The 21,586-nt window shown below is 69.1% G+C and carries 19 protein-coding genes and 1 pseudogene; 10 read left to right on the top strand and 10 right to left on the bottom strand.

Annotated features, from left to right (window positions below; genetic code table 11):
• Window positions 1–256 precede the first annotated feature (256 nt).
• Entirely contained in the window at window positions 257–1,141 is an 885-nt protein-coding gene (locus tag TSB10GB4_RS08925; RefSeq protein ID WP_186395452.1) for a universal stress protein, read from the top strand.
• Here TSB10GB4_RS08925 and pdxH read toward each other — a convergent pair.
• From pdxH to TSB10GB4_RS08940, 3 genes are all read right to left on the bottom strand, one after another.
• Entirely contained in the window at window positions 1,132–1,767 is a 636-nt protein-coding gene (pdxH, locus tag TSB10GB4_RS08930; protein WP_186395453.1) for a pyridoxamine 5'-phosphate oxidase, read from the bottom strand. The genes TSB10GB4_RS08925 and pdxH overlap by 10 nt on opposite strands.
• A 117-nt stretch (window positions 1,768–1,884) precedes the next feature.
• Entirely contained in the window at window positions 1,885–2,745 is an 861-nt protein-coding gene (locus tag TSB10GB4_RS08935; RefSeq protein ID WP_186395454.1) for a universal stress protein, read from the bottom strand.
• Window positions 2,746–2,764: 19 nt separating this feature from the next.
• Window positions 2,765–4,249, bottom strand: a complete 1,485-nt coding sequence (locus TSB10GB4_RS08940) for a SulP family inorganic anion transporter (protein WP_186395455.1) — start codon at window positions 4,247–4,249, stop codon at window positions 2,765–2,767.
• A 431-nt stretch (window positions 4,250–4,680) separates the two neighbouring features.
• Here TSB10GB4_RS08940 and dnaK point away from each other — a divergent pair, with 431 nt between their 5' ends.
• From dnaK to TSB10GB4_RS08960, 4 genes are all read left to right on the top strand, one after another.
• Window positions 4,681–6,603 (top strand): molecular chaperone DnaK, encoded by a 1,923-nt coding sequence (gene dnaK / locus TSB10GB4_RS08945; RefSeq protein ID WP_186395456.1) that lies wholly within the window; start codon window positions 4,681–4,683, stop codon window positions 6,601–6,603.
• Between the two features lie 323 nt (window positions 6,604–6,926).
• The gene (gene dnaJ / locus TSB10GB4_RS08950; protein ID WP_186395457.1) at window positions 6,927–8,051 is read left to right on the top strand and encodes a molecular chaperone DnaJ; all 1,125 of its coding nucleotides are present in this window, start codon (window positions 6,927–6,929) and stop codon (window positions 8,049–8,051) included.
• Between the two features lie 45 nt (window positions 8,052–8,096).
• The gene (locus TSB10GB4_RS08955; RefSeq protein WP_186388549.1) at window positions 8,097–8,525 is read left to right on the top strand and encodes a VOC family protein; all 429 of its coding nucleotides are present in this window, start codon (window positions 8,097–8,099) and stop codon (window positions 8,523–8,525) included.
• An 82-nt stretch (window positions 8,526–8,607) separates the two neighbouring features.
• Window positions 8,608–9,216 (top strand): class I SAM-dependent methyltransferase, encoded by a 609-nt coding sequence (locus TSB10GB4_RS08960; RefSeq protein WP_186388548.1) that lies wholly within the window; start codon window positions 8,608–8,610, stop codon window positions 9,214–9,216.
• On the opposite strand, the gene TSB10GB4_RS08965 is transcribed toward TSB10GB4_RS08960, so the two are convergent.
• The gene (locus TSB10GB4_RS08965) at window positions 9,195–10,946 is read right to left on the bottom strand and encodes a SulP family inorganic anion transporter (RefSeq protein ID WP_186388547.1); all 1,752 of its coding nucleotides are present in this window, start codon (window positions 10,944–10,946) and stop codon (window positions 9,195–9,197) included. The genes TSB10GB4_RS08960 and TSB10GB4_RS08965 overlap by 22 nt on opposite strands.
• Window positions 10,947–11,247: 301 nt before the next feature.
• Here TSB10GB4_RS08965 and TSB10GB4_RS08970 point away from each other — a divergent pair, with 301 nt between their 5' ends.
• Entirely contained in the window at window positions 11,248–11,907 is a 660-nt protein-coding gene (locus TSB10GB4_RS08970; RefSeq protein ID WP_186395458.1) for a LysE family translocator, read from the top strand.
• A gap of 12 nt (window positions 11,908–11,919) precedes the next feature.
• Here the strand turns inward: TSB10GB4_RS08970 and phnE (TSB10GB4_RS08975) are convergent, their stop codons facing one another.
• From phnE (TSB10GB4_RS08975) to phnD, 4 genes are all read right to left on the bottom strand, one after another.
• The gene (gene phnE / locus TSB10GB4_RS08975) at window positions 11,920–12,735 is read right to left on the bottom strand and encodes a phosphonate ABC transporter, permease protein PhnE (RefSeq protein ID WP_186395459.1); all 816 of its coding nucleotides are present in this window, start codon (window positions 12,733–12,735) and stop codon (window positions 11,920–11,922) included.
• Window position 12,736: 1 nt separating this feature from the next.
• On the bottom strand, window positions 12,737–13,549 hold the full coding sequence (gene phnE, locus TSB10GB4_RS08980) for a phosphonate ABC transporter, permease protein PhnE (protein WP_186395460.1): 813 nt from the start codon (window positions 13,547–13,549) through the stop codon (window positions 12,737–12,739).
• 3 nt (window positions 13,550–13,552) lie between these two features.
• Window positions 13,553–14,371 carry a phosphonate ABC transporter ATP-binding protein gene (gene phnC, locus TSB10GB4_RS08985; protein ID WP_186395461.1) on the bottom strand — a complete coding sequence of 273 codons (819 nt, stop codon included), beginning with the start codon at window positions 14,369–14,371 and terminating at the stop codon, window positions 13,553–13,555.
• Window positions 14,372–14,470: 99 nt separating this feature from the next.
• Window positions 14,471–15,415 (bottom strand): phosphate/phosphite/phosphonate ABC transporter substrate-binding protein, encoded by a 945-nt coding sequence (gene phnD, locus TSB10GB4_RS08990; RefSeq protein WP_186395474.1) that lies wholly within the window; start codon window positions 15,413–15,415, stop codon window positions 14,471–14,473.
• Between the two features lie 1,234 nt (window positions 15,416–16,649).
• On the opposite strand from phnD, the gene TSB10GB4_RS08995 reads away from it, so the two are divergent.
• The 4 genes from TSB10GB4_RS08995 (at window position 16,650) to TSB10GB4_RS09010 (ending at window position 20,345) form a co-directional block, all read left to right on the top strand.
• Window positions 16,650–17,345, top strand: a complete 696-nt coding sequence (locus TSB10GB4_RS08995; RefSeq protein ID WP_244570861.1) for a GntR family transcriptional regulator — start codon at window positions 16,650–16,652, stop codon at window positions 17,343–17,345.
• A 28-nt stretch (window positions 17,346–17,373) separates the two neighbouring features.
• Window positions 17,374–18,174, top strand: coding sequence for a phytanoyl-CoA dioxygenase family protein (locus TSB10GB4_RS09000; RefSeq protein ID WP_186395462.1), 801 nt, complete (start codon window positions 17,374–17,376; stop codon window positions 18,172–18,174).
• 136 nt (window positions 18,175–18,310) lie between these two features.
• Window positions 18,311–19,123 carry an SDR family NAD(P)-dependent oxidoreductase gene (locus TSB10GB4_RS09005; protein ID WP_186395463.1) on the top strand — a complete coding sequence of 271 codons (813 nt, stop codon included), beginning with the start codon at window positions 18,311–18,313 and terminating at the stop codon, window positions 19,121–19,123.
• 127 nt (window positions 19,124–19,250) lie between these two features.
• Window positions 19,251–20,345 carry a linear amide C-N hydrolase gene (locus TSB10GB4_RS09010; RefSeq protein WP_186395464.1) on the top strand — a complete coding sequence of 365 codons (1,095 nt, stop codon included), beginning with the start codon at window positions 19,251–19,253 and terminating at the stop codon, window positions 20,343–20,345.
• 24 nt (window positions 20,346–20,369) lie between these two features.
• Here the strand turns inward: TSB10GB4_RS09010 and TSB10GB4_RS09015 are convergent, their stop codons facing one another.
• Together TSB10GB4_RS09015 and TSB10GB4_RS09020 are read right to left on the bottom strand one after the other, a co-directional pair.
• Entirely contained in the window at window positions 20,370–21,347 is a 978-nt protein-coding gene (locus tag TSB10GB4_RS09015) for a zinc metalloprotease HtpX (protein ID WP_186395465.1), read from the bottom strand.
• A 125-nt stretch (window positions 21,348–21,472) separates the two neighbouring features.
• A pseudogene (locus TSB10GB4_RS09020) lies at window positions 21,473–21,586 on the bottom strand (IS5/IS1182 family transposase); the annotation flags it as partial.

Raw genomic sequence — 21,586 nt, forward strand, 5'->3', positions numbered from 1 at the left:
CCCATTGGCTTCGCCCGCGGCGGGAGGGACGCGGGCGAAGCGCTGCTTTTTCCAGGTGTTTACGGCCACGCGGTTGTGGCCCGATGTTTTTGGCCCGCTGTTTTTTGCCGGTGTTTTTGGTCAAGTGGTTTTCCGGATCGCTTTCCCGACCCGCTGCGACGATATAGGCGTAAGCCGGTGACGTGACGGACCTGCGTCCGATCCGGAAAAATCGCCGCAAAGTTGGCCGGAAAGATCGAAGGGGAGCCCCGCACCGATGACCACGATCCTCGCCGCAACGGATTTTTCCACCCGTTCCGACCGGGCGCTGCGGCGCGCGGCGCTGCTCGCCCGGCGCAGCGGGGCCCGGCTCGTCCTCGTCCATACCGTCGACGACGACCAGGCCGAGCGCAAGATCGCCGCCGAGATGGCGGCGGCGACGGCGCTGCTGGCCGAGCAGGCGCGCACCTTCCGCGAGGTCGACGGGCTCGACTGCGAGGCAAGGGTCGTCACCGGCGCCCCCTTCGAGGGGGTGATCGCGGCGGCCCGGGAGGCGGAGGCGGGGCTGATCGTCGTCGGTCCGCATCGCCGGCGGCCGCTGATGGACACGTTCCTCGGCACCACGGCCGAGCGCATCATCCGCGCGAGCCCGGTTCCGGTGCTGATGGCGAACGGCGTCCCCGCCGCCGCCTACGCCCACGCCCTGTTCGCCACCGACCTGTCAGACTGTTCGGCAGAGGCGGCGCGGCGGCTCGCCGGCCTCGACCTGTGCCAGGGGGCGCAGCTTTCCGTGCTGTATCTGTTCGACGCGCCGGAAGTCCGGCTGATGCTGCGGTCCTCGATCTCGACGCCGAAGCTGCGGGCGCATCTTGCCGAGGTCGGCCGCAACGCGGCGGGCGAGCTGTCCACCTTCGTCAGGGACACCGGCCTTGCCCCGACCGGCGAGGTCGTCCGCCATATCGAGACGCTGCCGGCGCATGACATCTGCAGCCGGGCACGGGCGATCGGCGCCGACCTCGTCGTGGTGGGCACGCGCGGCCGAACCGGCCTTGCCGGGCTGGTGGTCGGATCGGTGGCGATGGAAGTGCTGCGGATCGCGACGGTCGACGTGCTCGCCGTGCCGCCGGCCGCGGCCGGCGCGCAGGACGCGGCTCAGGGATAGAAGCGCTCGGTCACCCAGCCGCCCTCGGGCCGCTCGCGGCGGAAGATGTGGCGGTCGTGCAGGCGGAACGGCCGGTCCATCCAGAACTCGATATAGACCGGGCGGATGCGGTAGCCGGTCCAGTGATCCGGGCGCGGCACCTCGCCGATGGCAAAGCGCGCGGCGTATCTCGCCACCGCCTTTTCCAGCGCGAAACGGCTTTCCAGCGGCCGCGACTGCTGGCTCGCCCAGGCGCCGATGCGGCTGTCGCGCGGCCGCGAGGCGAAATAGGCGTCGGCCTCCTCGCTTGTCACGAACTCCGCCGGGCCGCGAAAGCGGACCTGGCGGCGCAGCGACTTCCAGTGCAGCACGCCGGCGGCCTGCATGTTCTCGGCCAGTTCGCCGCCCTTTTGCGACTGGGTGTTGGTGTAGAAGACGAAGCCGTTCTCGTCGAAGCCCTTGAGCAGGACCATGCGCACGTCCGGCAGACCGTCGGTGCCAGCGGTGGCCAGCGCCATGGCGTTGGGATCGTTCGGCTCCTTGGCGCTCGCCAGGTCCAGCCATTCGCCGAACAGCACGAAGGGATCGCCCGCCGCGACGCGGGTCTCCAGATCGTCCGGTTCCAGGTTTCCGGTGTCGCTGCTCATCTGTCGCTGCTCGCTGCTCGTTGGCTGTCGCTGTCCCGTCCGGGCGCGCCGGCCCGGCTCCACAGCCTTATATCGCAGCCCGGCGGCTTTGCCAGCCGCCGGGTGCGCGGCGCCGGGTCACCGGAACAGCAGGACCGGGACCTTGCAGGAGCGGACCATCTCGGTCGTGGTCGAGCCGATGATCAGCGAGCGGATGCGCGAATGGCCGTAGGCACCCATGACGAGCAGGTCGATGCCGTCCTTTTCCACCGCTTCCGCGATCACCGTCTCCGGCTGGCCGGGGCGCATGTCGGCGGTGACGCGGTAGCCGCCGCCCTTCAGCATCGCCGCCGCGCCCTCCAGGCTGCGGCGCAGCTCGGGCGTCTCCTGGCCGACCGTCAGAAGGTGGCAGTCGAGCCCGGCGAGAATGGAGCTGCGGGCGATGTGGTCGACGGCCTTCAGCGCGCTGGTGCCGCCGTCATAGGCGATCAGCAGGCGCTTGATCGGACGGAAGCCGCGCGCCGCCACGAAGACCGGCTTGCGGGCGCCGCGGACGATCCGCTCCAGGTTGGAACCGAGATGCAGCCTTGCGAAATCCGCCGCCTCGCCGCGCTTGCCGACGATGACGAGGTCGGCCTCCGCCTCCATCTCCGCCAGCGTCTCGACCAGGTCGCCGGAGCGCAGCCGCGTCGTGACATCCGCGACGCCCGCCTCGTCCAGCACCTTGGCCGCATCGTCGAGGATCGCCCGGCCGCGCGCCTTGGCAAGCTTCGCCGCCCGCTCGTCGAGCTCGGCCAGTTCGTTGAGCAGCGCCGTGCGGGCGCCAAGCGCGATATTGCCGGAGAGGTTCGCCGCCCCGCCCTCGGCCTGGCGCCTTCCGAGCACATGCAGCACTTCGACGCGGGCGCCCTCGCCGGCGCGTGCCGCAATCCAGGCGGCATGCTCGCAGACGCTGCGGGAATAGACGGAGCCGTCCACCAGCGCGATCAGTTTGGTCATGGGGTGTCCTCCGCTCGGCTCAATGGCCCATCAGGCGGTCGAGCGCGCCCGGCTTGTCGTGAATGGCGAGCCGGTCGACGATGGTCTCGCTCGCCTCGTTGATGCCGACGATCTCGACCTCGGCGCCCTCGCGGCGGAACTTAAGCACGATCATGTCGAGCGCGGCCACCGCCGAGATATCCCAGATATGCGCCCGGCCGACATCGATGATCACCTTTTCCAGCACCTCGCGGAAGTCGAAGGCCTTGGTGAAGGCCTCGGCCGAGGCGAAGAACACCTGCCCCTCGACAACATAGGTGCGGGTGCGCCCGTCCGCCGACAGGGTCGAGGTGACGCGGAAGATCTGCGCGATCTTCCAGGCGAAGAAGATACCCGACAGCAGCACGCCGATCAGCACGCCGATGGCGAGGTTGTGGGTCAGCACCACGCCGGCCACCGTCGCCAGCATGACGATGGAGGAGGAGCGCGGATGGTCCTTGAGATTGCGGATCGACGACCAACTGAAGGTGCCGATGGAGACCATGATCATGATCGCCACCAGCGCCGGCATCGGGATGCGGCCGACCCACTCGCCGAGCACGACGATGAGGAACAGCAGGATCGCGCCGGCGGCGAAGGTCGACAGGCGCCCGCGGCCGCCCGACTTCACGTTGATCATCGACTGGCCGATCATGGCGCAGCCGGCCATGCCGCCGATGAAGCCGGTCGCCGTGTTGGCGATGCCCTGGCCGATGCATTCCTGGTTCTTGTCGCTCGGCGTGTCGGTGAGATCGTCGACGATCGAGGCGGTCATCAGCGATTCCAGCAGGCCGACGGCCGCGACGCCCACCGAATAGGGCAGGATGATCAGCAGCGTCTCGAGGGTCAGCGGAATGTCGGGGATCAGGAAGACGGGCAGCGTGTCGGGCAGGGCGCCCATGTCGCCGACGGTGCGCACGTCCAGCCCGAATGCCAGGGTGAGCGCAGTCAGCACCAGGATGCAGATCAGCGGCGAGGGCACTGCCGTCGTCAGGCGCGGAAACAGGTAGATGATGGCAAGGCCGGCGGCGACCATCACATAGGTCAGCCAGGTGACGCCGATCAGTTCCGGGATCTGCGCCATGAAGATCAGGATGGCGAGCGCGTTGACGAAGCCGGTCATCACCGAACGCGAGACGAAGCGCATCACCGCGCCGAGCTTCAACAGGCCGGCGAGGATCTGCAACAGGCCGGCCAGCACCGTGGCGGCGAGCAGGTATTGCAGGCCGTGCTCCTTGACCAGCGTCACCATCAGCACGGCGGTCGCCGCCGTCGCGGCCGAGATCATGCCGGGGCGGCCGCCGACGAAGGCGATGATCACGGCGATGGAGAAGGACGCATAGAGGCCGACCTTGGGGTCGACGCCGGCGATGATGGAAAAGGCGATCGCCTCGGGAATGAGGGCGAGCGCGACGACGAGGCCGGCCAAGAGGTCCTTGCGGACATTGCCGGTCCAGTCCCGCGCATAGGAGGACAGGGAAAACATCGGGCCATCCGGTCTGGTGCCGGGCAGCGCGGCAGGCGCGGCCATGCAGATGGTTTGCTGGTCGAGAGGGGTCCGGCCGCATCCGCAAAATGGCGCGGGAGGGCGCAAGGGATGCAGGGCCGCCCCTCGGCGGACTACGTAATGGGACTTCTACGGAGGTTTGCGCTGCATTGCAACATCGGCCGGCCGTCGCGGTTTCCCGGCGCAGGCCCAGCGGTCCGGGGCCAGAGCGCGGCCAGAGCGCACGATGGGCGCGCCCGGCGCGCCAGCCTTGCGATGCGCAAGCGCCCAACATATATAGCGGTCACGTTCTGCCGACGTGTTCCGACATGCGGGCCCGCCCCGTAGCCGGCCCGTCACCATGAACCGAAAAGAGGGGCCGGTCCGATGCCGCAACGGGTCCGACCGGCTTGCTGGAAAGAGAGGGCAATATGGCAAAGGTCATCGGTATCGACCTCGGCACGACCAATTCGTGCATCGCCGTCATGGACGGCAAAAATCCCAAGGTGATCGAGAATTCCGAAGGCGCGCGGACGACCCCGTCCATGGTCGCCTTCAACGACGACGGCGAGCGGCTCGTCGGCCAGCCGGCCAAGCGCCAGGCGGTGACGAACCCGACCGGCACGCTGTTCGCGGTGAAGCGCCTGATCGGCCGCCGCTACGAGGACCCGACCGTCGAGAAGGACAAGAAGCTCGTCCCCTACAACATCGTGCGCGCCGACAATGGCGATGCCTGGGTCGAGGCGAGCGGCGAGAAATATTCTCCCTCGCAGGTGTCCGCCTTCATCCTGCAGAAGATGAAGGAAACCGCCGAGAGCTATCTCGGCGAGAAGGTCGAGCAGGCGGTGATCACCGTTCCGGCCTATTTCAACGACGCCCAGCGCCAGGCCACCAAGGACGCCGGCAAGATCGCCGGTCTCGAGGTGCTGCGCATCATCAACGAGCCGACGGCGGCAGCTCTCGCCTACGGCCTCGACAAGAACGACGGCAAGACCATCGCGGTCTATGACCTCGGCGGCGGCACCTTCGACGTGTCGATCCTGGAGATCGGCGACGGCGTCTTCGAGGTGAAGTCGACCAATGGCGACACGTTCCTCGGCGGCGAGGACTTCGACATGCGCCTCGTCGACTACTTCGCCTCGGAGTTCAAGAAGGACCAGGGCATCGACCTGAAGAACGACAAGCTCGCGCTGCAGCGCCTCAAGGAGGCGGCCGAGAAGGCCAAGATCGAGCTGTCCTCCTCGTCGCAGACCGAGATCAACCTGCCCTTCATCACCGCCGACGCCTCCGGGCCGAAGCACCTGACGATGAAGCTGACCCGCGCCAAGTTCGAGAGCCTTGTCGAGGATCTCGTCCAGCGCACGATCGAGCCGTGCAAGGCCGCGCTCAAGGATGCCGGCATCGTCGCCGGGCAGATCGACGAGGTCGTCCTTGTCGGCGGCATGACCCGCATGCCGAAGATCCAGGAGGTCGTCACCACCTTCTTCGGCAAGGAGCCGCACAAGGGCGTCAACCCGGACGAGGTCGTGGCCATGGGCGCGGCGATCCAGGCCGGCGTGCTGCAGGGCGACGTCAAGGACGTGCTGCTGCTCGACGTGACCCCGCTGTCGCTCGGCATCGAGACGCTGGGCGGCGTCTTCACCCGCCTGATCGATCGCAACACGACGATCCCGACCAAGAAGAGCCAGACCTTCTCCACCGCCGAGGACAACCAGACCGCCGTGACGATCCGGGTGTTCCAGGGCGAGCGCGAGATGGCGGCGGACAACAAGATGCTCGGCCAGTTCGACCTGGTCGGCATTCCGCCGGCGCCGCGCGGCGTGCCGCAGGTCGAGGTGACCTTCGACATCGACGCCAACGGCATCGTCAACGTGTCGGCGCGCGACAAGGGCACCGGCAAGGAGCAGCAGATCCGCATCCAGGCCTCGGGCGGCCTCAGCGACGCCGACATCGAGAAGATGGTCAAGGACGCCGAGGCGCATGCCGACGAGGACAAGAAGCGCAAGGCGCTCGTCGAGGCGAAGAACCAGGGCGAGGCGCTCGTCCACTCGACCGAGAAGTCGCTGAAGGACTATGGCGACAAGGTCTCGGCCGACGAGAAGGGTGCCATCGAGACGGCCATGGCCAATCTGAAGTCGGCGCTGGAGGGCGAGAACCTGGAGGATATCCAGGCCAAGACCCAGGCGCTGGCCGAAGCCTCGATGAAGCTCGGCGAGGCGATGTACAAGGCGGCCCAGGCGGCCGAGGACGCCGGCGAGAGCGCTGCCGGCGACGACGCCTCCAGGGCGGATGACGACGTGGTCGACGCGGACTTCGAGGAAGTGCGCGACGAGGACGACAAGAAGTCCGCCTGACCTGACTGAGCGGCGACGCGGCCCCCGGTGTCGGGACGCGCCGCGCCGCCGGCCTGCCGGAACGGCATGGTTCCGGCCGCCAAGGAGCGGGTAAGGGCAGCGGGCCTTTCGTCCGGCTGCCCTTGTCCGTGTTTGATCCCCGTTCCGCCGCGCGGAGCGGCCGAGTTCCCCCGCTGGCGCCCAGGCCGGCGCGACCCAGACGCTGGAGAGTGACATCCGGATATGAGGCAGCCGATCCTCCACCCCCTTGCGGCGCCCCTCGCGCCACCGCCCGGCGCCGCTCCCCGTGCCGTCATGGCGGGGCGACGTGACGGAACATCCTGATGGAAAAGCGCGACTATTACGAAGTCCTCGGCGTTGCCCGCGACGCGGACGGCACGGTGCTGAAGAGCGCCTATCGCAAGCTGGCCATGCAGTATCACCCGGACCGCAATCCGGGCGACGCGGAGGCGGAGAACCGCTTCAAGGAGGTCAGCGAAGCCTATGACACGCTGAAGGACGAGCAGAAGCGCGCCGCCTATGACCGCTTCGGCCATGCCGCCTTCGAGAATGGCGGCTTCGGCGGCGGGCGCGGCGGCGGCCCCGGCGACTTCGCCTCGGCCATGTCCGATATTTTCGACGAGTTCTTCGGCATGTCCGGCGGGCGGCGCGGCGGCCGCGATCGCGGCGCGGACCTGCGCTACAACCTCGAAATCTCGCTGGAAGAGGCCTTTGCCGGCAAGACGGTGGAGATCGAGGTGCCGACCTCGATCACCTGCGAGACCTGTTCCGGCTCCGGCGCCAAGCCCGGCAGCGCCCCGACCATCTGCCGCGTGTGCAACGGCTCGGGCCGGGTGCGCGCCTCGCAGGGCTTCTTCACGCTGGAGCGCACCTGCACCGCCTGCCAGGGCCGCGGCCAGGTGATCTCCGACCCCTGCCCCGACTGCCATGGCGCCGGCCGCAAGACCGTCAACCGCACCCTGTCGGTGAACATTCCCGCCGGCATCGAGGACGGCACCCGCATCCGCCTCGGCGGCGAGGGCGAGGCCGGCCTGCGCGGCGGCCCGTCCGGCGATCTCTACATCTTCCTGTCGATCCGCCCGCACGCCTTCTTCCAGCGCGACGGGGCGGACCTCTATTGCCGGGTGCCGGTGTCGATGACGACGGCCGCGCTCGGCGGCCAGTTCGAGGTGCCGACGCTCGGCGGCGAGACCATGCGGGTCAAGGTGCCGGAGGGCACCCAGACCGGCAAGCAGTTCCGCCTCAAGGGCAAGGGCATGCCGGTGATGCGCTCGCAGCAGCTCGGCGATGCCTATATCCAGGTGACGGTGGAGACGCCGACCAACCTGACCCGCCGCCAGCGCGAGCTGCTGGCCGAGTTCGAGCAGGAATCCTCCGGCGAGACCCATCCCGAGTCGCATGGCTTCTTCGCGCGGGTGAAGGACTTCCTCGACACGCTCGGCAAGTGAGGGTCGCAACCGGGGCGATCCGAGGGGGCACGGAACGGAGGGACGATGTTCTCCTATGCGACACTCGGGACAAGCGATCTGGCCCGGTCGATCCGCTTCTATGACGCGCTGATGGCGATCCTCGGCGAGCCGCGCTGCTGGAGCGGCGAGACCGGCGCGGCCTGGGGCTCGTTCGACGATCCGGCGCACGGCGCGCTGGTGGTCGGCGCGCCGTTCGACGGCCGGGAGGCCTCGGTCGGCAACGGCGCGATGCTGGCGCTGCGCGCCTCCTGCGAGGCGATGGTCCGGCAGCTCCATGCCGCGGCCCTTGCCCATGGCGGCAGCGACGAAGGCGCGCCGGGCCCGCGCCCGCAATACGGGCCGGCGTTCTTCGGCGGCTATGCGCGCGATCCCGACGGCAACAAGCTGGCCTTCGTCTTCATGCGGCCGATTGCGGCGGACACGAACCAGGGTCAGGACCGCTTCCTGCCTTGATTTCACCACGGCCGGGGACCACCTTGGCGGGTGGAGCAGGGTGCAGGCCCGCCTCCGGGTTTCGAAAGGGATGGATTTCAGCATGCTCAGCACGCCCGCGCGCAAGGTCAAAGGCCTGTCCACCAAGGTCGCCGACGAGCTGCGCTTCATCCGAAGCTGGGCGGAAAAACCGCTCACCACCGGGGCGGTCAGCCCCTCCGGACCCGATCTGTCGCGCCGCATGGCAAGCTTCGTGGAGGCCGAGCGCCCCGGCCCGGTGCTGGAACTCGGCCCCGGCACCGGCGTCGTCACCCATGCCATTCTCGAACGCGGCATCGCCCAGGACCGCGTGATCGCGCTGGAATACAGCGAGGATTTCTGCCGCCTGCTCGCCCGCCGCTATCCCGACATGAGGATCGTGCGCGGCGACGCCTACCGGCTGCGCGAGACGCTGGCCGATGTCGAGCCGGGCACGCTCGCCAGCATCGTCTCGTCCATGCCGCTGTTCTCGCGCCCCCGGGAAGAGCGCCGGGCGCTGTTGATGCAGGCCTTCGATCTGCTGCAGCCCGGCGCCCCGTTCATCCAGTTCTCCTATGCCCTGGTGCCGCCGGTGGCGCCGGAGCCGCGCGTCTTCTCGGTGCAGCGCAGCGGCTGGATCCTCAAGAACCTGCCGCCCGCGCGGGTGTGGGTCTACCGCCGCACCTCCGCCTGAGGCACGGCCCGCAGGGCCGCCATCGCCGCCTCGACATCGGCGGCGAACGTCACCTTCGGCGGCACCAGTCCCTGCGCCACCAGCGGGCGGCGCAATCCCTTCTCCAGACCGCACAGCACCACGTTGATGCCCCGCCGTGTCGCCTTGTCGACAAGGCCTGCCACCGTATTGGCCGCGGTCGAATCGAGGAAGGGCACCGCCGAGAAGTCGATGACCAGCGCCCGGTGGGTGTCGGCGATGCGCTCCAGCACCGAGCCGATCGACGCGGCCGCGCCGAAGAAGAACACGCCGGTGATGCGGTAGACGACCACCTGCGGGTCGGCCGCCGCCCCGTCATAGGGCAGGCCGCCGTCGGCGCTGGTGTCCGCCTGGTCCTCCGAAACCAGCGGCAGCCGGCGAACCCCGGCGATCTGCGACATGCGGTGGATGAACAGGACCGAGCCGAGCGCGAAACCGGTGACGATGGCCTCGGTCAGGTCGCGGAAGATGGTCAGCAGGAAGGTGACGGCGAAGACCAGCGTCTCGCCGCGCGAGGTGCGCAGCAGCATGGTGATGGCATGGCGTTCGGCCATGTTCCAGGCGACCACCGCCAAAAGGCCGGCAAGGCTCGCCAGCGGGATGTAGGAGGCGAGCGGCGCCGCCAGCAGCATGAAGGCGAGCAGGAACAGGGCGTGCAGCATGCCGGCGACCGGGCCGATGGCGCCGGCGCGGACATTGGTTGCGGTGCGGGCGATGGTGCCGGTGACGCAGAAGCCGCCGAACAGCGCCGAGCCCATATTGGCGACGCCCTGGCCGACCAGCTCGCAATTCGACCGGTGACGGCGGCCGGTCATGCCGTCGGCGACCACGGCGGAGAGCAGCGATTCGATCGCGCCGAGCAGGGCGAAGGAGACCGCCGCCGGCAGCACCGCGACGATCCGCTCGAAGGAGATGTCCGGCAGGGCGGGCACCGGCAATCCGCTCGGAATGCCGCCGAAGCGCGAGCCGATGGTGTCGACCGGCAGGCCCGCCGCCCAGGTGACCAGCGAGGCGAGGGTGACGGCGATGAGCAGGCCCGGCCAGTGCGGCCGCCAGCGCTTCAGCCCGAGAATGACCGCGATCGTGCCGCCGGCGAGCAAGGCTGCGGCCGGCTCGAAACCGGGCAGCGCCCGCCACAGCACCGGCAGCTTTTCCAGCAAGGGGCCCGGTTCCGGCCCGTCCAGCGTCAAGCCGAAGAGATCCTTCACCTGCGAGGCGAGGATGATGACGGCGATGCCGGCGGTGAAGCCGACCGTCACCGGCCAGGGGATGAACTTGATATAGGTGCCGAGCCGCAGCGCGCCGACGCCGATCAGGATCAGGCCGGACAGGAAGGTCGCAAGGATCAGCCCCTCGACCCCGTGCTGCATCACCGTCGCGGCGACCAGCACGATGAAGGCCCCGGCCGGGCCGCCGATCTGGAAGCGGCTGCCGCCCAGCGCCGAGACCAGGAAGCCGCCGACGATGGCGGTGTAGAGCCCCTGCGCCGGGGCGACGCCGGAGGCGATGGCGATCGCCATGGACAGCGGCAGCGCGACGATGGCGACGGTCAGGCCGGCGATCGCATCGGCCCTGAGCGCGGCAAGGCCATAGCCCTCCCGGAACACGGTGACGAGCTTGGGGGTGAACAGGGCCGCCGGATCGGGTGCGGCGGATTGGGAGTGGGGACGATGCGCGGAGGGCTTGCGCGCATCCTGTCCGGTGGCGGTCATCGCGGATCTCATATGTCGGGGGGCCCGTCGGTCGGCGGGCTTTGATGAGAGAGCAGCATCCGCCCCCGGCCTCCGCAAGAGCAATACGCGAAAATACCTAAGGCCCTCGTCAGGCCCGCGGCGCGGCAGGCCCCAGGACACGGGACACGGGGCACGGGGCACGGGACACGGGACACGGGGCACGTGAAAGCCCCTCACCGCCGGTTGAGAGGAAAGCACTTGGCCGGCCGGCGGAGCCGTGCGATCCCTTGCGGAGGCTGCCCCCGCCCTTGCGGGCACCGCTCTCGTCAGGATGCTGCCAATGGATCCGCTCTCCGCCGTTCTCGCCTTCTCGCTTGCCGCCGCGCTGCTGACGCTGACGCCCGGCCTCGACACCGCCCTGGTGCTGCGCACGGCGGCGGTGGAAGGACCGGGACAGGCGATGCTGGCCGGCGCCGGCGTCTCGACCGGCGTTCTCGCCTGGGGGCTGATGGCCGCGCTCGGGCTCGGCGCGGTGCTCGCGGTTTCGGAGACCGCCTATCTGCTGCTGCGGATCGCCGGCGCCGTCTATCTGCTGTGGCTCGGCATCGGCATGCTGCGCGCGGCGCTGTCGCCGGAGCGGGCGCGGCACCTGGCGGCGATGGCGAGCGCCAAGGGGGCGGGGGGAACCGGCGGCGGCCGAGGCCGCGGCTGGTACTGGCGCGGGCTGCTGACCAACCTGCTCAACCCGAAGGTCGGCGTGTTCTATGTCAGCTTCCTGCCGCAGTTCACCGCCGAGGGCGTGCCGGTGGTCGCCTTCAGCGTCGGCCTTGCCGCGATCCACGCGGCGATGGGGATCGCCTGGTTCGCGCTGCTGACCCTGGCGACGCGGCCGATCACCGGCCTGCTCAAGCGCCCGGCGGTGACCCGCTCGCTCGACGGGGTGACCGGCGCGGTGCTGATCGGCTTCGGCCTGCGGCTGGCGCTGGAGCGGCGGAGCTGATCCGCAGCCCCGTCAGATGATGGCGTGGCGGACCTTGGCCGAGACCCACTCGCTGAACACCACCGTCGCCAGGATGACGAGGAGGATCGTCGTCACCTGCGGCCAGGCCAGCACGTTGAGCGAGGCCTGGAGCTGCAGGCCGAGGCCGCCGGCGCCGACGAGGCCGAGCACCGCGCTCTCGCGGATGTTGATGTCCCAGCGGAACACCGAGATGCCCCAGAAGGCGGGCGCGATCTGCGGCCAGTAGCCGTAGTTGAGCAGTTGCGCGCCGCCGGCGCCGGTCGCCTGGATCGCCTCGATCTGGCTCGCCTCCGTCTCCTCGATCGCCTCGTAGAGCAGCTTGCCGACGAAGCCGATGGAGCGCAGGGCGATGGCGATGATGCCGGCGAGCAGGCCGGGGCCGAGGATCGAGACCAGCAGCAGCGCCCAGATCAGCGAGTTGATCGAGCGCGAGGCGACGATGATGAACAGCGCGATCGGCCGGGCGATCAGCAGGCTCGGCGAAGTGTTGCGCGCGGCCAGGAAGGCGATGGGCGTGGCGATGACGACGCCGAGCAGGGTGCCGAGCGTCGCCATGTTGATCGTGTCCCACAAGGGCCAGAGCAGCCGCTCGATATAGGCAAGGCGCGGCGGGAACATGCGCGAGCCGATGTCGGCCGCCTGTTGCGGCGCATCGAGGACGAAGAGCCAGATCGTGTCCTTCGTCATCACCTGCCAGCACCAGACGGTGAGGGCGACCAGGGCGAACCAGCCGGCCCACAGGGCAAGACGGGCGCGCGGGGTGCGCAGGCGCCAGACCGGGCCGTTCTCGGTTTGCGTCACCGGCATGTCACTGCACCCACTTGCGGATATGGCTGGAGGAATATTCCGCGAACATCACCACGACGATGATGATCAAGAGGATGGCGCCGGCGCTGTCATATTCGTAGCGGTCGATGGCGGTGTTCAGCGTCGCGCCGATGCCGCCGGCGCCGACGATGCCGATCACCGCGCTTTCGCGGAAGTTGATGTCGAAGCGGTAAAGCGACAGGCCGATCAGCCGCGGCATCACCTGCGGCTGGACCGCATAGTTGACCAGTTGCCACCAGGAGGCGCCGGTGGCCCGGATCGCCTCGGCCTGGGCCTCGTCGATGTCCTCGATGTCCTCGGCCAGCAGCTTCGCCAGGAAGCCGATGGTGGCGAAGGACAGGGTCAGGAAGCCGGCAAAGGGTCCGAAGCCGAACATCGCCACCAGCAGGATGGCAATGATGATCTCCTGCAGGGCGCGGCTCGCGGCGATGATGCCGCGGCAGACGTAATAGACCGCGCGCGGGGCGATGTTGCGCGCCGCGCCGATGCCGATGGGGACGGAGATCAGCACGCCGGCCACTGTCGAGGTGACCGTCATGGTCAGGCTCTCGATCATGCCGGCGCGGATGTCCTTCCAGCGGCTGGTGAAGTCCGGCTGCAGGAAGCCCTGGACGAAGCGCCAGCCGCGGTCGAGCCCGTCCCACACGCGCATCCAGTTGACCTCGACCGAGCCGACGGCCAGCACCAGATAGACGAGGATGGCGGCGTAGAGCCCGTAGCGCCAGCGCGGATCGGGGATCATCGTCGCCGGGCGGCGCCAGCGGCGGGGATAGGCCTTGGCGGTGGCGGTCATGGCTCAGACCATCCCGGCCATGCGCTCGGCCGCGTCGCGCTCGGCATGGTGGTCCTCCTCCGCCGCGCGGCGCATGGCGGTCCAGTCCTCCTCGCCATAGATGCGGGTGAGCACGCTTTCGTCGAGCAATTCGGGGGCGCCGTCGAACACGACCTCGCCGGCCTTCAGGCCGATGATGCGCTGGGTGAACTGCTGGGCCAGCACCACGTCATGGATGTTGATGATCGCCGGCAGGTCCTGCTCGGCGCAGATCTCGACGATCAGCCGCATGATCTGGCGCGAGGTCTTGGGGTCGAGCGAGGCGGTCGGCTCGTCGATCAGCAGCAGTTCGGGATCCTGGGCGAGCGCGCGGGCGATGCCGACCCGCTGGCGCTGGCCGCCCGACAGGGCGTCGGCGCGCTTGTCGGCATGGTCGATCAGACCGACCCGGTCGAGCAGGCGGAAGGCTTTTTCCACGTCCTCGCCGGGAAAGCGGCGCAGGAACGAGCGCCAGAAGCCGACATAGCCGAGCCGGCCGGACAGCACGTTCTCCATCACCGTCAGCCGCTCCACCAGGGCGTATTCCTGGAAGATCATGCCGATCCGCCGCCGCGCCCGGCGCAGTTCGCCGGCGGGCAGGCCGGTGATGTCGAGGTCCCCCAGAAGCACCCGGCCCTCGGTCGGCTCGACCAGGCGGTTGATGCAGCGGATGAGGGTCGACTTGCCGGCGCCGGACGGGCCGATCAGGCCGAGCACCTGCCCCTTGGGCACCGTGAAGCCGACCGATCTCAGCGCCTTGTCACCGGTCTTGTAGGTCTTGGTAAGCGCGTCGACTGTCAGCATGCGGGGATCCGGGGAGAGGGCCAGGTCTGTCGGGCCGGGAGGCCGGTCATGTCGGGGCCGGGCGCGGAGACAGGTCCCCGCGCCCGGCCGGCCAGAGACTTACTGGCAGTTGTAGGACACGCCGCTCGCCTCGTCGATCTGACGGATGACGGACCAGTTGTCCTTGAAGGTGATCGGGATGAACTGCGCCTCGCCCGACTTGGAGAACTCCTTCTCCAGCGACGAGCCCTCCCACTTGAAGCTGAAGAAGCCTTCCTTGATCTTCTCCTGCAGTTCCGGCGTGAGGTTGTGGGCGATGCCGTAGCCGGTGGTCGGGAAGGTCTGCGACTTGTAGATGGTCACGATCTGCTCCGGCTTGATCACCTCGCGCTCGATCATGCGGTGCATGATGGAATTGGCGATCGCGGCGGCCGGGTAGTCCTTGTTGGCGACGCCGAGGATCGAGTTGTCGTGCTTGCCGGAGAAGGCGGGCTGGTAGTCGGTGCCGGCGGCGAGGCCGTATTCCGCCTGCAGCAGGGCGGAAGGCGCCTTGTAGCCGGAATTCGAGGTCTCGGAGGTGAAGGCCAGCGTCTTGCCCTTGATGTCCTCGACCTTCTCGATGCCCGAGCCCGGATAGGTGATGATTTCCATCTCGTAGCCGAAGGAGCCGTCGGCCTTGGCCATCATGGTGAAGGGGCGGAAGCCGGCGCAGGCGACGGCGAGCGGGTTGGAGCCGGTGTTGAAGCCGGCGATATGCAGGCGGCCGGCGCGCATCGCCTCGATCTGGGCGGCGTTCGACTGCACCGGGAAGAACTGCACCTTCTTGCCGGTGACGGTCTCCATATGAGCCAGGAAATCGGCCCAGGCCTCGGCATAGACGGCCGGGTCCTCGACCGGGGTATAGGCGAAGATCAGCGTCGAGGGGTCGACCTGCTGGGCGGGATCGGAAGGAATGTCGGCGATCATGTCGCCGTCGGCATCGGTGTAGCGGCTGTCGAGCTTGAACTCGGCCTGTGCCGGAGTGGCGGCCATCAGGCCGGCAAGCAGGGCGGCAACGCTCGCCATGCCGGCGAGCTTCGTCAGGTGCATGGTCATCTACGTTCCTCCACTGGGGCGCGGTCTGCATCCATTAGGGACCGGATGTCTGTTATGCGTCCTGTGTGAAGGCTGGATGACAACGCAACCCCCGTCAAGTCTGTAAGCCGGCGAAGCTTTCCTCAGGTTGCGCCGCCCGGCACCGCGAAACACCCGCCTGGCGTGCGTTCACCGCCCCTTGCACGCCGCCCCCGTCATCCCCGCGTCTTCCCGGACGGCGCACCCGCGCCGCGCCGCGACGACATCCTGCGGGCGGGGCGGACGACGTGCTTTCCTCGCCGCGTTGCGAAAGACGGCCGAGAGGGAGGCGAGAGCCTTGTCCCACACACCGAGGTCACCCCGGCCGCAGGCGAAGCCGCAGAGCCGGGGGCTATTCATTTCCAGAGCGGCGGCAGAGGACGCACACCCCCTCCCCGCGTCATCTCGCACGCAGCGAAGCGGAGATGCGGGATCGGGGAGCCGCGGCGCTCACGGGGCTTTCGGGAGCACGTCCGACAGGCCTCGGCTCGCCGGGTCCGGGTCGCGGCTTCGCCTTGCCCGGAATGACGCAGGGAAAGGTGGGCGGCCGGGGCGCGGCCGAGGGAGGCCCGAGGACGCGGCCGGGGGAGGCCCGAGGACGCGGCTTGCACGAATTTTTGGAATTCCGAATTCCGATCTGGTTGACAGGCCACCGCCGATGCGGCAGGTTGAGATCAACGGAATTTGGAATTCCGAATTCCTTTAGCGGGCACCGTCGCTCCCCTTCGGCCCCGCCGCTCCACGCGATCCGGCAGCGCCGCCGGTCTTGCGCCGGCCCCGAGCCAGAGCGTCGAACCATTTCGCCGGCCCTGCCGGCAACCGGGCTCCGTTGGCCCCATCGCCGGACCGCCGGCCGGTCCGGCTCCGCTCCAGCCGCCCCCCACGCCGGCAGGGCGGATCCCGGACGCGCGGCCGCCGCGGCGACAGCGGAGGACACGGCCTTTCGCCGTGTCAGGGACAGGTCCGTCCCCAAGGACCGCGCCGCCGGGTGCCCGATGCGGGCCTCCCGAACTCTACCCGTGGTGCGTCCGGCGGCGCGGCAGTCCTTGTAACCGTTGCCGGGCAACCGTTGCCCGGCGGGCGTTCGGCGTGAGATGAGATGACGGGTGCGGTCTGGCGACCGCATCAGCACTGAGGCGCCAAGGGGGGGCGCCAAGGGGGAACGCCAAGGGGGGGGAAGCAAGGCATGTCCATGGAACTCATCGACCAGAGCCCGATCCTGGTGGACCGCGTCTACGACCGGCTGCGACAGGCCATCGCGCTGGCGGACCTTGCGCCGGGCGAGCGTATCCGCCAGGCGGAGCTCGCCGAACGGCTCGGCGTGTCGCGCCAGCCGGTCAGCCATGCGCTGCAATTGCTGAAGCGCGACGGGCTGGTCGAGGAGACCGGCCGCAAGGGGCTGAAGGTCACCGAAATCGATCCGGTGCATCTGCGCCAGATCTACCAGGTGCGCGCGGCGCTGGACGGGCTCGCCGCCGGGCTCGCCGCCGCCCGCGTCGCCGAGGGCACCGTCCCTGAGGCGGAGTTGCGCCGGCTCGCCGCAATCCTGAAGGAGGCCGAGCGCTTCGACGGCGACACCCCGGTCGCCGAGCGGATTTCGCTCGACGTCGCCTTTCACAACCAGGTCATCGTCATGTCCGGCAACCGCCGGATCGCCGAGACGCTCGAGCCGCAGTTCTCGCATATGACGCGGTCGATGCGGCTGGTGCTCGACATCGGCGGCTTCCGCGAGACGGCGTGGGAGCAGCATCGGGAGATCGCCCGCCTGATCGAGGCCGGCGACAGGGCCGCGGAAGAGGCCGCAAGAGCCCACGCGGAAAATGCCGGGCGGGAGACGGAGGCCCGTCTCACCGCCGGGCGAACGCTGAGGAACACGGCCTGAGCGCCGTGGCGAAGAGGAGGAACGCCACATGAAACTGACACAGGAGCAACTCGACGAGTTCAACCGGGAAGGATACCTGTTCCTGCCCGAGGCCTTCTCTCACGAAGAGGTCGAGGTGCTGCGGGACGCCGCCAATGGCATCTTCGACGAGGACCGCAAGGAAATCTGGCGCGAGAAGGACGGCTCCCCGCGCACGGCCTTCGCCTGCCACACCTACAACGAGGCCTTCCGCCTGCTCGGCCGCCATCCGCGCCTCATCGAGCCGGTGCGCCAGATCTTCGGCGAAGAGCTGTACATGCACCAGTACAAGGTGAATGCGAAGGCCGCCTTCACCGGCGACGTCTGGCAGTGGCACCAGGACTTCCCGACCTGGCACAAGGATGACGGCATGCCCGAGCCGCGGGCGATGAACATCTCCGTGTTCCTCGACGACGTGCTGCCGATCAACGGTCCCTTGATGCTGATCGCCGGCTCGCACACCCACGGCCAGCTCAAGTCGGAATACGACACGACGACCACCAGCTACGGGCTGTGGACGCTCGACAACGACACGGTCGCCGAGCTTGCGGCCAAGGGCGGGATCGTCGCCCCGACCGGCAAGGCGGGCGGGTTGCTGATCCATCACGGCAACCTGGTGCACGGCTCGTCGGGCAACATCACGCCCTATCCGCGCAAGATCGTCTACCTGACGCTCTCCACCGTCTCCAATGCGATCCGCAAGCCGACCCGGCCGGACTATATCGCCCATCGCGATTTCACGCCGATCGAGCCGGTCGAGGACGATGCCCTCGCCCGCTACGCCCAGTCCTTGCGCCAGGCGGCGGAATAGCCTCTCCTTCGCGAGCGGCCGGAGCGGCGGCGATCCTCCGCTCCGGCTTTCCTTGCGATCCGGGACGGGCCGAGCCCGCCCCGGACTTTTCACGTCAAGGCACGTATTGCAAGGCAGCACAACGGACGGTTTCCACATGACAGATAGTTCGGCTGGCCGACTGGCCGGCAAGGTCGCCCTCGTCGTCGGCGCCGGCTCTTCGGGCGAAGGCTGGGGCAACGGCAAGGCGGCGGCGGTGCTTTTCGCGCGCAGCGGCGCGCGCATCCTTGCCGTCGACCGCAATGAGCGCGCGGCGGCGGAAACGCGCGACATCATCCGCTCGGAGGGCGGCACCTGCGAAACGGCGCAGGCCGACGTCTCGTCCTCCGCCGAGGTCGCGGCGATGGTCGAGGCCTGCCTGTCCCGTTTCGGCCGCATCGACATCCTGCACAACAATGTCGGCATCTCGGAAACCGGCGGGCCGGTGGAGGCCTCCGAGGAGAGCTGGAACCGGGTGATCGCCGTCAACCAGACCAGCGTCTTCCTCACCTGCAAGCATGTGCTGCCGGTGATGGAGCGCCAGCGAAGCGGTGCCATCGTCAACGTCGCCTCGATCGCCGCCTCCCGCTATATCGGCTTTCCCTATGCCGCCTATTCGGCCTCCAAGGCGGCGATCGTCGGGCTCACCCGCAACATCGCCCTGCAATATGCCCCGCTCGGCATCCGCGCCAATTGCGTGTCGCCGGGGCTGATGAACACGCCGATGATCCGCAAGCCGCTCGCCGCCGCCTATGGCGGGGAGGAGGCGATGATCGCCCGGCGTGACGCGCAATGCCCCATGGGGCACATGGGCGATGCCTGGGACACCGCCCATGCGGCGCTGTTCCTCGCCTCGGACGAGGCCCGCTACATCACGGCGCAGGAGCTGGTGGTGGACGGCGGGCTGACCGCGACCTGCGTCGCGCCATAGGCGCTCGCCCGTGCAGCCGCAGATTTTACCGGCTTGCCGGACGCCGCCGCCGCCCTCTACCATGGCGGCGGCCGTCCGTTTCGGGGCGGCGCAGTCGCCCCTCACAAGGCTCGCCGAAAGGTCCCCCATGCCCCGCACGCCGTTTTCCGCCCGCGCCCGCCACCTCGGCACGCGCATCAGCGCGCGTATCGCGCTCGCCGCGCTCATCGCCACCGGCGGCGTTGCCCTTGCCGAGGCCTGCACCCGCCTCGTCTATCACGGCGCCGGCGACACGGTGATCACCGCCCGGTCGATGGACTGGAGGACCGAGATCGCCACCAACCTGTGGGTGATGCCGCGCGGCATGGAGCGCAGCGGCGAGGCCGGGCCGAACTCCCTGAAATGGACCTCGAAATACGGCAGCGTCATCGCCTCGGGCTATGACATATCGACCACGGACGGGGTCAACGAGGAGGGCCTTGCCGTCAACCTCCTTTGGTTGGCCGAGTCCGAATATCCCGAGCTGAACGGTGACCGCCCGGGCCTGACCATCGCCGCCTGGGGCCAGTATGTGCTCGACAATTTCGCCAGCGTCGCCGAGGCGGTCGCGGTGCTGGAGACGGAGCCCTTCACCATCGTCACCGACAGCGTGCCCGGCGAGGACCGGCTTGCGACGCTGCACCTGTCGATGTCGGATGCCAGCGGCGACAGCGCCATCGTCGAATATATCGAGGGCCGGCAGGTCATCCATCACGGCCGCCGCTACACGGTGATGACCAATTCGCCGACCTTCGACGAGCAGTTGGCGCTCGCAGAATACTGGCGCGGCATCGGCGGCACCGTGTTCCTGCCCGGCACCAACCGCGCCGCCGACCGCTTCGCGCGGGCGAGCTTCTATGTCGAGGCGATCCCGCGGCCCGAGGATCCCAACCGGGCGGTCGCCAGCGTCTTCAGCGTCATCCGCAACGTGTCGGTGCCCTTCGGCATCACCACGCCGGACCAGCCGAACATCTCCTCCACCCGCTGGCGCACGGTCGTCGACCACCAGCGGCTGCTGTATTTCTTCGAATCCGCCCTCACCCCGAACACGTTCTGGGTCGACCTGAAGCAGATCGACTTTGCGCAAGGCGCGCCGGTGCGCAGGCTCGATCTCGGCCCCGACCAGCAGCACATCCATTCGGGCGATGCCACGGCGAACTTTGTCGAGGCCGAGCCGTTCCGCTTCCTCGGCCTGCCGGAATAGGCGCGGCTGGCCCGGCCAGACGCGTCAGTACCAGGTGCCGAACCGGCTCAGCCGGCGGCGCGGCGCGCCGGTGTCGGGCACCGGCGAGCGGCCCGCCACATGCGGCATCGCCTCGACCGGCAGCCAGTCCTCCGGCACCGCGCGCAATTCGCGCAACCGCCGCACCCGCTCGCCGGTTTCCGGATGGCTGCGCAGGACCGAGGGGTCGGGGATGCGGGCGCCCTGCGGCAGCGCCGCCTCCCACATGCGGCCGTGAATGCGCTCCAGCTTCATCAGCGCGCTGGCAAGGCCGTCCGGATCGCCGGTCAGCGAGGCGGCGCCGACATCGGCGTCGAATTCGCGGGTGCGCGACAGGGCAAGCTGCACCATCGTCCCCAGCGTCGGCGCCACCACCAGCAGCAGCACCGTGCCCCAGGGCACGCCGGCGCCGCCGGCCAGCGCCTCGGGCAGGTTGACCAGAACCAGGGCCAGGCCGAACAGCGACATGATGCCGGTCATCCGGGCGACCATGTCGGCCATCGCCATGACATGGATGTCGCCATGCGCCACATGCGCGAGTTCATGCGCCATCACGCCGACGAATTCGCGCGGGGTCAGGCGGACCAGCAGCCCTTCGGTGAGGCAGATGGCGCTGTCCTCGCGGGTGCCGGTCGAGAAGGCGTTCACCAGCCGGCTCGGCACCAGGTAGAGCCTCGGCATGCGCGGCAGGCCGGCGCGCTGCGCCAGCAGCCGGACGATCGTATGCGCATCGGGAAAGGCGGCCGCCGTCATCTCCCGCGCGCCGTAGAGATGCAGCACCAGCGCGGAGGAGAAGCGCGCCGCGACCAGCACCGACAGCGCCCCGCCGAGCGCCGCCCACAGCACCCCGTCGGGGCCGGCCAGCGTCCAGGCGGTCAGGGTGAGCAGCAGCACCGCGCCGGCCCCCAGCAGCAGCGTGTGCAGACGGTTGCGCCGCAGATGGCGGGCACGCACAAGCGGATCGATGCCGGGAGCAGGTCTCATCGTCCGACTATGGCCCGAGCCGGGGCGGCTGCATAGCCGCCGCGTCGCGCGTCCCGCCCGCGGCCGGCGGAGGCGGATTGTCGCAAGACGGCCGGCCTGGGGTCAGAACCCACTAGGGCCAAGACTCATAACCAGTAGCTGACTGTTGCGGCGATGCAGACGGCGGCGAGGAAGTTCCGGGCGAGCCGATCGTAGCGGGTTGCGATGCGGCGGAAGTCCTTGATGCGACAGAACATGCG

The sequence above is a fragment of the Stappia sp. TSB10GB4 genome (genome assembly GCF_900185745.1).
Taxonomy (GTDB): Bacteria; Pseudomonadota; Alphaproteobacteria; order Rhizobiales; family Stappiaceae; genus Stappia.